Annotated in this window: 12 protein-coding genes; 5 read left to right on the top strand and 7 right to left on the bottom strand. The window is 67.1% G+C overall.

The features are described from left to right. On the bottom strand, positions 1-731 hold a 731-nt coding region (locus G6028_RS12485), incomplete at its 3' end, for an FAD-dependent oxidoreductase (protein WP_182659058.1). 79 nt (positions 732-810) lie between these two features. Here G6028_RS12485 and G6028_RS12480 point away from each other — a divergent pair. The 3 genes from G6028_RS12480 to G6028_RS12470 are packed head-to-tail and all read left to right on the top strand — an operon-like array spanning position 811 to position 3,630. Next, positions 811-1,227, top strand: a complete 417-nt coding sequence (locus tag G6028_RS12480; protein ID WP_182659057.1) for a rhodanese-like domain-containing protein — start codon at positions 811-813, stop codon at positions 1,225-1,227. Positions 1,228-1,276: 49 nt separating this feature from the next. Beyond that, on the top strand, positions 1,277-2,485 hold the full coding sequence (locus tag G6028_RS12475) for an O-succinylhomoserine sulfhydrylase (RefSeq protein WP_182659056.1): 1,209 nt from the start codon (positions 1,277-1,279) through the stop codon (positions 2,483-2,485). Positions 2,486-2,490: 5 nt separating this feature from the next. Then, positions 2,491-3,630 carry a glycosyltransferase family protein gene (locus G6028_RS12470; RefSeq protein ID WP_194307013.1) on the top strand — a complete coding sequence of 380 codons (1,140 nt, stop codon included), beginning with the start codon at positions 2,491-2,493 and terminating at the stop codon, positions 3,628-3,630. Positions 3,631-3,645: 15 nt separating this feature from the next. Here G6028_RS12470 and G6028_RS12465 read toward each other — a convergent pair whose 3' ends face one another. The 6 genes from G6028_RS12465 to G6028_RS12440 form a co-directional block, all read right to left on the bottom strand. Further along, positions 3,646-4,275 (bottom strand): hypothetical protein, encoded by a 630-nt coding sequence (locus G6028_RS12465; protein ID WP_182659055.1) that lies wholly within the window; start codon positions 4,273-4,275, stop codon positions 3,646-3,648. A 172-nt stretch (positions 4,276-4,447) separates the two neighbouring features. Then, a complete protein-coding gene (locus G6028_RS12460) occupies positions 4,448-6,160 on the bottom strand; it encodes a hypothetical protein (protein WP_182659054.1) in 1,713 nt (570 codons plus the stop codon). Continuing rightward, a complete protein-coding gene (locus tag G6028_RS12455) occupies positions 6,160-6,702 on the bottom strand; it encodes a signal peptidase I (protein WP_182659059.1) in 543 nt (180 codons plus the stop codon). Before G6028_RS12455 ends, G6028_RS12460 begins: the two co-directional genes overlap by 1 nt. A 5-nt stretch (positions 6,703-6,707) precedes the next feature. Next, complete coding sequence (locus G6028_RS12450; RefSeq protein WP_182659053.1) at positions 6,708-7,373, bottom strand: SipW-dependent-type signal peptide-containing protein; 666 nt, start codon at positions 7,371-7,373, stop codon at positions 6,708-6,710. A gap of 39 nt (positions 7,374-7,412) precedes the next feature. Then, on the bottom strand, positions 7,413-8,102 hold the full coding sequence (locus G6028_RS12445; RefSeq protein ID WP_338404217.1) for a SipW-dependent-type signal peptide-containing protein: 690 nt from the start codon (positions 8,100-8,102) through the stop codon (positions 7,413-7,415). Positions 8,103-8,258: 156 nt separating this feature from the next. Beyond that, a complete protein-coding gene (locus G6028_RS12440; RefSeq protein ID WP_182659051.1) occupies positions 8,259-8,930 on the bottom strand; it encodes a SipW-dependent-type signal peptide-containing protein in 672 nt (223 codons plus the stop codon). Between the two features lie 388 nt (positions 8,931-9,318). Here G6028_RS12440 and fgd point away from each other — a divergent pair, with 388 nt between their 5' ends. Further along, positions 9,319-10,338 carry a glucose-6-phosphate dehydrogenase (coenzyme-F420) gene (fgd, locus tag G6028_RS12435; protein ID WP_182639161.1) on the top strand — a complete coding sequence of 340 codons (1,020 nt, stop codon included), beginning with the start codon at positions 9,319-9,321 and terminating at the stop codon, positions 10,336-10,338. Beyond that, on the top strand, positions 10,335-10,886 hold a 552-nt coding region (locus G6028_RS12430; RefSeq protein ID WP_182659050.1), incomplete at its 3' end, for a suppressor of fused domain protein. The genes fgd and G6028_RS12430, both read left to right, overlap by 4 nt.

Below are 10,886 nucleotides of genomic sequence, written 5' to 3'. Positions count from 1 at the left end.
AGGTGGTCGCGCGCCTCGTCGTCGTACTCCAGGTCGGCCGGGTCCACCACGATGGTGACACCCTCCACCTTGTCCATCTCCCGCAGCTCCAGGGGGGTGAACTTGGCGTAGGCCGGGCCGCGGCGGCCGGTCACGGTGACGACGCGGGTGGCGCTGGTGCCGAAGCCCTCGCGGACGTGCTCGGGGATGTCGGTGGCCTCGAGCTGCTCGGGCGTGCGCACCAGCATCCGCGCGATGTCGAGCGCGACGTTGCCCACGCCCACCACGGCGGCGCGTTCGGCGGTCAGGGCCCAGTTGCGGTCGGCGTCCGGGTGGCCGTCGTACCAGGTGACGAACTGCGCGGCCCCGAAGGAGCCCTCGAGGTGTTCGCCGGGGATGCCCAGTTCGCGGTCGGCGAGGGCGCCGGTGGCCAGGATGACGGCGTGGTAGAGCCGGGGGACGTCGTCCAGGGTGAGGTCGCGTCCGAACTCGACGTTGCCGAGGAAGCGGATCCGCGGGTCGGTGACGATCGACTCCAGGGTGCGGGCGATGCCCTTGATGCGAGGGTGGTCCGGGGCGACCCCGTGGCGCAGTAGGCCGTAGGGCACGGGCAGCTTGTCGATGCAGTCCACGACGATGTCCCTGCCGTGCTGGTCAGCCCACGCCAGGAGGGCCTCGCAGGCGTAGACGCCCGCCGGTCCGGAACCGACGACGGCCACTCGGACGGGGGCGGCGGAGGGGGTGGGGGACATGGCCCGATCATGGCACGGGGGCGCGCCCGGCGGACCTCGACCGGGCGGACTCGTGGCGGGGGGAGCATAATCAGGGCCCATGAGCGATTACGCCGGGGACCTCGGGCCGCAGCAGGCATGGGATCTTCTCGCCTCCGACCCCTCTGCCGTCCTGGTGGACGTGCGCACGAGCGCCGAGTGGCAGTGGGTCGGCGGCGCCGACCTGTCCCAGTTGGGCAGGCGCGCGGTGGGAATCGAGTGGATGACCTCGGCGGGCGAGCCCAACCACCGCTTCCTGGAGCAACTCGGCCAGGCGGGCGTGGACGCGGACACGCCGGTCCTGTTCCTGTGCCGCAGCGGGCACAGGTCGGCCGCCGCCGCGAGCGCCGCCACCGCCGCCGGTCTGGGCCCCGCCTACAACGTGGCCGAGGGATTCGAGGGCGACCCGGACGCGGCGGGCCACCGCGGTTCGGTCAACGGGTGGAAGGTCGCGGGACTGCCCTGGCGACAGTCCTGACCCGGCCCGGCCCGCCACCGCACCACCGACGACACTCAGAAAGCAGCGGATGAGAAACAACGAGCTCCCCGACGGACTCCACCCCGACACCCTGGGGGTGCGGGCCGGGCAGATGCGCACCGGTTTCGAGGAGACCGCCGAGCCGATGTTCCTCAACTCCGGCTACGTCTACTCCTCGGCGGAGGCGGCCGAGGCGTCGTTCAACGGGGACCTCCAGCGGTTCGTGTACTCCCGCTACGGCAACCCGACCGTGGCGATGTTCCAGGAGCGCCTGCGGCAGATCGAGGGCGCCGAGGCGTGCTTCGCCACCAGCTCCGGCATGTCGGCGGTGTTCGTCTCGCTGGCCGCGCTGCTGGGCAACGGCTCCCGGCTGGTGGCCTCCCGAGCGCTGTTCGGCTCGTGCTTCGTGATCTGCAACGAGATCCTGCCGCGCTGGGGCGTGGAGACGGTGTTCGTGGACGGCTCCGACCTGGACCAGTGGCGCGAGGCGCTCAGCGAGCCGACCGACGCCGTGTTCTTCGAGACCCCCTCCAACCCCATGCAGGAGCTGGTGGACGTGCGCGCGGTCTGCGAGCTGGCGCACGCGGCCGGCGCGCAGGTGGTGGTGGACAACGTCTTCGCCACCGTCCTGCACCAGAAGCCGCTCGAGCTGGGCGCGGACATCGTGGTCTACTCCACCACCAAGCACATCGACGGCCAGGGCCGCGTTCTGGGCGGGGCCGTGCTGGGGCCGGAGGAGTACATCTCCGGACCCGTGCAGAACCTGATGCGTCATGCCGGGTTCGGCATGAGCGCGTTCAACGCCTGGGTGCTGCTCAAGGGCCTGGAGACCATGAGCCTGCGGGTCGAGCGCATGTCCGCCAACGCGCTGGAGGTGGCGCAGTTCCTCGAGTCGCACGACGCGGTGGACTGGGTGCGGTACTCGATGCTGCCCTCGCACCCGCAGTACGACCTGGCCACCGAGCAGATGTCGGGCGGCGGATCGGTCGTGACGTTCGGCCTGAAGTTCGACGACGACGAGGTGGACCGGGGCAAGCAGCGTTGCTTCTCACTCCTCAACGCGCTGAGGGTCATCGACATCTCCAACAACCTCGGTGACGCCAAGTCCCTGGTGACCCATCCCGCGACCACCACCCATGCGTCCATGGAGCCGGAGGCGCGCGCCGCGGTGGGCATTACCGACAACGTAATCCGCCTCTCGGTGGGGTTGGAATTCGCCGGAGACCTCATCGAGGACTTGCGTAGGGGTCTAAACTAAGTTTTATGCGGTCACATGGCGGCGCGTCCCGGACGAGGGTGGCGGTGCTGCCCGCCGCGCACCCGGCCGTCCGCCGGATCACGGGGTTGGCGTCGTCGGGCCGCCTCGAGATGGTCCCGATGCGCCCGGGCGTGGTCAACGGTGAATCCCACCCGGGCACGTACGTGAAGGACGACGGCCCGGCCCCCGACCGCGACCTCGATCACGTGGACGTGGCCCACGTGCATTTCGGCTACGACTACCTGGATCCGGAGAGCGCCCGGGACGTCATCGAGCACCTGTCCCACGCCGGGGTCCCGATGGTGCTGACCGTGCACGACATCGTCTACCCCTCCCACGAGGACTCCGAGCCACACCGGGGGTACACCGGCACTCTGGTCGGCGCGGCTGTGCAGGTACTCACCCTGACCGAGGTCGCGGCGCGGGAGCTGTGGGTGCGGTGGGGCGTGGAGGCGATGGTGGTGCCGCATCCCCGGCTGCTCGACGAGGCCGAGATCTCGTCGGCCATCCGCGCGTCCAAGCACCTCCGGGCACCCGGGGACACCGTCGTGGGTGTGCTGCTGGAACGGATGGGCGAGAACATCGAGGGGCCCGAGCTCCTCGACCTGCTGGCGCCGGTGGCGACCGGCCGGCGGAACGCGCACCTGCGGATCGTCGTGGAGGCGCAGGCGTGGCGTGACGCGTGTGGTGAGGACCGGGAGAGCGGCGGGCACCACCTGGTGGCCGAGCTCGCGGCGGAAGGCGGGTGGGAATCCGTGCGGCTGATCCGCTACGAGGCCCGCGACCTGGGGCCCGTGCTCGCCGAGTTCGCCGCCCTGGACGTGTGTGTGCTGCCGTATCGTTTCGCCACGCATTCCACCTGGCTGGAGCTGTGCCGGGACCTGGGGGTGACGCCCGTGCTCCCGGCAGTGGGCTTCCTCCGCGAGCAGTGGTTCGACCGCTGCGACCCGGACGAGCACTCGGGTGAGGTGTACGACCCCCGCGACCCCGGCACGTTGACATGGGCGGTGCGCACGGCCATCGACGAACCCCGGTCGCCGCCGCCGCGCGTCGAGGGCGCGGATCCGGGGAAGGTCATGGCCGCGCACGAGCAGGCGTACCGGATGGCCGCGCGACGGCGTGAGGCGATCCAGGAGGGTTCCTGAACCGGGCCGCGCGTGTCAGGTTCCGGCGTCCGCGCGGGTGATCTCGATGGGCCAGGCGAGCATCAGCACCGAGTCGGGCGCCGGGGACGCCGAGTCCATGCTCAGCTCGAGGCACACGGTGACGGGTGCTCCCGGGGTCGTGCGGGTGGCGGCCGGCAACACCAGTGGTTCGTCGACGGTGGCGGCGTCCACCGGCTCCGGCAGTGTCGCGTCACCGGCCAGGATGCTGGGGGTGCCGCTGCTGAACGTGGGCGCGGCGCAGGCGCCTCCGTTGGTGGTGACGGCCCGGATCCGGACGTCGGCGGCGGTCGTGGGGTCGCCCTCCACCAGCGCGCCCCTGCCGATCACCACGTGGGCCTCCGAGCGGGAATCGACGCTCGTCCGCAGGGTCAGGGGCTGGTACGCGGAACGGTTGCGGAGCGCGGCGGTGTCCACGCGGACGGGGAAGTGCCCGCCGTAGGTGGAGATGGGAGCGGTCCAGGTGGTGCCGAAGTCGGTGGATGCCTGCACTGACCAGGAGGAGCTTCGTAGCGCCGACTCGCGGGCATCGTCCTCGCGGTCCTGCATGACCAGGGTGGTGCCGAGTGCACAGGCGGAAGCGGAACCGAGGGCGACCAGCGCGGTGGCCGCGTGTCGAATCCGCATAGCTCCTCCGAAAGCCATTACTCGGCGACCGGTCCGGAGGAGGGGGCTCCGGCACGGGCTGGCCCGCCATGATCGCCGCTTCATCCAGAGTATGGTCGCCGGTGGCCGAATCGTTACATTTCCTGCGGCGAGTGACGAATCTCACGACAGTTCCTGCGTGTTGCAGCGGGTGTCAGCGGATGTAGACGACCGTCCCGGTTTTCTGGTTGACGGTGGCCCAGCGCCACCCGTCCGAGTCCGGGTCGCTCGAGGTGAGAGTCCTCCAGTCCCCGCTGGGGCGGATGCCCTCGTTGATCCAGGTGTCCAGCGCGGTCAGGGCGGTGCGGGTCCCGGTTGGGACCTTGTCGCCCTTGACGACGACGTCGAGGTCATCGCCGTCCACCTCGACGGTTCCTACCGTCGTCGTGTCCGCGGACGCCGAGAGGGTGCCGGGGTCGGTGGGCATGGCGGTTGTTGGGGATGCGGACGTTGTGGTGGTCTGCGCGGTGGTGGTGTCGTTCGTCGTCGTGGTGGACTCGCGCTTGGTGGACGTCACGATGCTGGTTCCGGCAGGCTCGGCGGGGTTGGATGCCGACGGGTCTGGTGGCGCTGAGGTCGTGATCTCCGACGCCGTGGGGTCCTCCAACGGGGACGTCACCGTGGTTGCCTCAGGGAGCGATGTAGTGATGGGAGCCTCCGGATCGGCGTCGAGGGCCCTCCGACTTGCTGGCTGTGAGGTGACCGTGAACCCGCCGCCCCAATAGTCTGGGGTATAGCTTGATCCGTTGTATGCAGTGCGAGAGTTTCCTCCGGGCATTCCATTGAGTGGGAACACCGCGCTCTTGGCGGGCAGAGCGTTGTCCGTGACTCGCTTCACCCCGCATTCGGAACGGGAAAGCACAAAGTACATTTTCGCAGCTAGGTAGTCCTGCTGGCTCCAGTTCAAATTCCTAGCGGTCCAACTCTCAATATACAACCCTACTTCAGAGAATGCGTGGGGCGGGTCCTGACTTTCTCGCAAGGTAATGACCGGCATATGTCGAAAGTAAGTGGGTTGGGTGCCTCCCCACTGGACTCTCATGAAGTCTGAAAGTGAGTGCGGCCCGGGGTTCCCTTGCCAAAGGGTATGGAAATCTTGCGAATATGCAAGACGGTCATCGATATTGATGCTCTCGACGCCAATATCAATCCTTCCCGAGGGGGTACCAGCCTCTGCGAGTTTGCCGTTTGTCTGAGTTGACACACTGCACCGGGCGGAGGTCTTGATGTCGACAGCGTTGATTGTCTGAGGTGAACCAATGTTAATGCGAATTCCGAAACCAAACGCCCTCGTGTTGAGGCTGGCGGCTGCGTACGAATTCGCTGCCGTCTCGCATTGGTTCAAGGAGGTTGCGGAGTCCGCAAATGAGGAGTTAATAAACTGGCATCTGAAACCACCAGGCCTCACAAAGTTGACGGGGTAAGGCGATTGCCACCTGTTGTTCGCTACGTTTCCCTGTTGATTGTTGAGAGCTTTATCCGGATCCAAGGGGCCGTAGTTGTTCATTGAGGCGCCATCGTCCAGAAGCATCGGCCCTCTCCAATAGGATTTCCACTGGGGGTCACCGGGTTGCCCGATCGCGGTGTTCCCGGTCAGTCCCTGCTCGTACTCGAAGGATTTCGAGTAGGGGTCGTTGTCGCCCTGACCATTGATGGTGGTCGAAGAGTAGGCGCTACCGCCAACCACGCGTGTGTATGCAAGTGGCCACTTAGCGGCAACGCCCGCCTTGGCGAATTCGCTGTCTGTGTAGGCGGCTTCAGTCTGCGCGACGAGGCCGTCACCCGTGCTTGCCGACACCACGGACAGGGCGGTGACGGCGGCCAGGGTTGCGAGGCCGACGGCGCGGAAACGGGTGTGGACGGACATCAGGTCTTCCTCTTCCGTGGCCAGAATGACCAGGTGACGAGCAGTGTCATGGCGATGGTCATGCCCGCCATGACGCGGGGATCAGACACCTTGGAGACGAGGTAGCCGAGCTCGGGGACCGAATAGATCACCACTCGTGCTTGAGTGACCTGATAAGGGGCGGGGTCCTTGTTGTCATTGGCATCGCCCTTCATCTCGATGGAATACTCACCGCCACCGACATGGGCAGTCGACACGACGCGGTGTGTGACGGGTAGCTGCCCCGGGCGGTCGATGGTGAGGACGTCCCCGACCTCCGCCTGCGAGGCCTGGATCTCGCGGACGAGTGCCAGGGAACCCGTCGGGATGGTCGGGCTCATCGAGCCGGTTTTGAACATGATGAGCGAGATGTTGAACGCGAACGCGGCGACCACAGCGATGATGCAGATGACCCCACCGAGGGCGAGCAGATCGAGAATTCGCTCGCCTATCCACTTCCCGATGCGGGGGCTGCGTGGGGTCGTCGGTGCCGCGTGTCGAGGGCCGAGTGTGGTGTGGGTCATCGTGGTCACGTTCCGATGATCGTGGTGAAGGGCCACGTGACCGAGAAGTCGGCGCCGTTCGCCGCGTCGGCGGTCGCGTTGTTGGCGAGGCTGAATTCAAAGCAGACGGTGCGGCCCGGGCCGGCGGTGGTGTCCGTCCCTGCCAGGAGAGTGATCGTGGGCCCGGTGATCACCGCTCCTGCGGTGGTGTAGGTCATGGCGGTGCCCCGCAGATAGGAGACTCCCCCGGTTTGGGTCACTGTGGTGGAGTTGCAGGTGTGGTTGGGCGACATGTACGCACGGACTCGAACCGCGTCGACCATTGTCGGGGTCGAACTGCCGTTCAGAGTCACAATGCCGGTCCCCATGGTGACCGTGGCCGGATTCGTCACGCCAGAACTCGTCCGCAGGGCGAACTTGGAGTACACCGTCGCGCCGGGAACCAGGCCGGTGGATGGGTTCATCTCCATCACCGCGGCACTGCCGGAGGTGAAATGGTTGCTCCACGTCCCGTTAACCCCGTTAGTCGAGGTCGTCGATCCTTCGATCCCGCCGCGAATCGAGGCGAACTGGCCGTTCGCCCACGTGCTGTCCTGGAAAGTAGCGACGGTAGCCAGCGAGCCTAAGCCCAGCACGAGGCCCGCTGCGGCGAGGACACGGGTCTGGCGCCACCAACGATGATGTGTGCTCATCCCGCTCCTCCCTCCGAACTGCGAATTGGCGACAAGTACTTATACGGAAGTCGCGGTGAAGTGCCAGACGAGACCCGCGGACCCGGTGCCGTACGGGTTGGTCGATGGATCGTCGCCCGAACCCTGGGACGCCACTGTGACTTTGAAGCACACTGTCTTGGGAGTGGTGGCAGTGGTGTTCAGCGTCTTGTCCAAAGTCACAGTGCCGGAAGCAGGGGAGACCGGCTGAAGCGTGTCCGTGGCCGGGCCCTGAGCACTGGGCACGAGCGCGGTGCCGGCGAGGTACCCGGCCTCAGTGCAGTTGCCGGGACCGGGGACGACAGTGGCGCTCCACGTGAGCTTGGAGCGAAGCGCCGGATCGCCCGTCCCGAGGTACTCAGAGACTCGGACCTGTCCGTTGAAGTCGGCCTTGGTCGAGTCTATTGCCAGGCTGAACGGTGCGTAGTAGCTGGTCCCCGGCGAGACAATCGTGGGTACCACTGACGAGAAAGCGAGCGGCGCACTATTCCCCTGCGTCGAGTACTCGCCCCACGTGTGAGTCGAGGTGGTGCTCGCGCTTCCCTGGACGTTAAACTGGCCGGCCCGGAACTGACCGTTGACCCAGATGTCGTCGGACCAAGCAGCGAGCGTCATGGCGGCGCCGAGCCCGCACACGAGACCGCCCGCTAGAAGTGCCCTAAGGCGACGACGGTGGTCAGCCGCGCGGGAAGTGGAATCGGGATCGGTCACAGAGGGGCCTTCCAAGGTGTGAAACGAACTGAGTGGGGCGGTAAGAGTCGCCCCACTCAGAGCAGCGTTGGAAAGTCACGTGCTACCTGAACCGGGAGTGGCTGACAGACGGCTCGACACTCCATGGTTCAAGACTGTGACGGGACTCCAAGCCGATCAGTTGGTTGTGACGGACTCGCCGGTGAACTGCCAGACGACCGGGCCGGTCGACAAGCCCTGCATGTCGACCGCGCCGGTCGTTTCGTTGTCCGGCAGCGTTACCGCAAAGCAGAGGTGCTGCTCGGTGTCCTGATTGGCGGCCACGGTGAATGCGTCTGCTAGGTCTCGTGTGAGCGCGCCCGGTCCGAGTAATTCTGTGCCGGCGCCGAAGACGGCCGGGTTGCAGATGCCGCCCTCCGCGATCGTATTGATCTCAAAGGTGAGATTGTTGAACAGGCGAGCAGCATTCGGATCTGCGGGGGCGGTAGCGCCAGTCAAGGAGACGAGAGCCTCGGTCGAGGTTTGGTCCGACGTGGCGATGGAAATCGGGGCGTAGACGGTGTCGCCGGGCGCCATGTTGTTCGGCGTAAGCACGAAGGTGAGTGCGTCACCGGGGGACGTGTCGTAGTTCTCGTACGTCGACTCAGGGGCGCCGTAGACATTGCCCTGGAGTTCGAACGTGCCGGTGCCGAACGTACCGTTCGCGAACACATCATCCGACCACGCGGCCAGGGTGACAGCGGCACCGAGGCCGAGGACCACGCCGCCGGCGAGGATCGCCTTGCGCTTGCGGCTGCGCTCCTGCTGCTTGAGCTGGGCGTCGGGGGTGAGGGGTTCGTTGGCGTTCAAGAGACGCGCCTTTCCATGGGGGCCACCGGATGGGCCCAGAACTGATGTGGAGTGTCGGCCCCGTACGGATTCGAACGCTGATCGACTTCGGACCGCGAAGGTCCCGCATGAGGATTGCACATATTTATTCACAATGGAATGCCGTTGACGGATTCTTATCTCAGCAGTGTGGTAGACCGAGCGGTTCGCAGCGGCGCCGCCGCGGGTCGGTTTTAATGAGCAAGCCTAAGTTTTCTCAGTTTTCTGTCAGCATATTGCGAGGTCGCTAGGCTGAGACCCCACGGCTGTCAAGTCCGGACCTCCGGCGCGACGGCGCTGGCATACTCGGCTGCAGTGCCCCGACCACCGCGTCGGTGAAGTCACTCACACAACCCACGAGGAGTCGTCGATGCCCCCCACCTCCGCCCTGAAGCTCGGTTACAAGGCCTCGGCCGAGCAGTTCGGCCCGCGCGACCTGGTCGAGTACGCGGTCCTGGCGGAGCAGGCGGGTATGGACTCGGCCACGGTCTCGGACCACTTCCAGCCGTGGCGCCACGACGGCGGCCACGCCCCGTTCTCCCTGGCGTGGATGACGGCCGTGGGGGAGCGCACCGAGCGGCTGCAGCTGGGCACCTCCGTGCTCACTCCCACGTTCCGCTACAACCCGGCGGTGCTCGCGCAGGCCTTCGCCACCATGGCGTGCCTCTACCCGGACCGCATCTTCCTCGGCGTGGGCACCGGCGAGGCGCTCAACGAGATCGCCACGGGCCACCAGGGGCAGTGGCCCGAGTTCAAGGAGCGGTTCGCCCGCCTGCGCGAGTCGGTCCGGCTCATGCGCGAGCTGTGGACCGGCGAGACCACCAACTTCGACGGCGATTTCTACACCACCAAGGACGCGTTCCTCTACGACGTGCCCGAGGGTGGCGTGCCGGTCTACATCGCCGCCGGTGGACCCGTGGTGGCCAAGTACGCCGGCCGGGTGGGCGACGGCTTCATCTGCACCTCGGGCAAGGGCATGGAGCTCTACACCGACAAGCTCCTGCCGGCGGTGGAGGAGGGTGCCGGGATCAACGACCGTGACTCCTCCCGGATCGACCGGATGATCGAGATCAAGATCAGCTACGACCCCGACCCGGCCGCGGCACTGGAGAACTGCCGCTTCTGGGCGCCGCTGTCGTTGACCCCCGAGCAGAAGCACTCGGTGGACTCGCCGCGGGAGATGGAGCGCCTGGCCGACGAGCTGCCCATCGAGCAGGTCGCGAAGCGCTGGATCGTCGCCTCGGACCCCGACGACGCGGTGGCGCAGGTCAAGCAGTACGTCGACGCCGGTTTGAACCACCTGGTGTTCCACGCGCCGGGCCACGACCAGAAGCGGTTCCTGGACCTGTTCAAGACCGACCTCGAGCCGCGGTTGCGTGACCTGGCGTGAGCGGCGCGAGCACCGTCCCGGGCCCGGACAAGGCTGATCTCTCCGGCCTCGAGGGCCTCCTCGACGTGGTCGACTCGGTACGAGTCCTGCGCTACCCGCACGAGACGGAAGCCGATGAGGAGGGTCAGACCACGGAGTGGCACTGCGACATCGTCGTCGTCGACAACGTCCCCGCGCCCGGGTTCACCACCTACGCCACCGTCGGCGCCCGGGAGCTCCCCACCAACGTCACCACGCCCGACGGGCGGCAGATCCGCAGTGAGTTCGTCACCGTCGGCCGCACCGGACACCGCGCCATGGCCGACGTCCTGGACGCGTGCGCGCTGGCCGTGGCGACCGGGTCCATCCATGTGGCGCCGGGCGCGGTGATCCCGGGCGCGGTGGGGCTCGTCGACTCCGGCCGACGCTGCGAACACCTGGTCCTCACCCCGCCGTTCCTGTGGCCCGACCTGCAGGTGGTCGACGAGACCGGCGGCCCGGACGGCACCGGGCCACTGCTCACCCGGCTCCAGGCCGTGCCCATCACCTCCGCCGAGATGTCGGCGGTC

It is taken from the genome of Dietzia cercidiphylli (assembly GCF_014145145.1).
GTDB lineage: Bacteria > Actinomycetota > Actinomycetes > Mycobacteriales > Mycobacteriaceae > Dietzia > Dietzia natronolimnaea.
The sequence above is the reverse complement of the archived record's forward strand: the minus strand, read 5'-3'. Positions and strand labels throughout refer to the sequence as shown.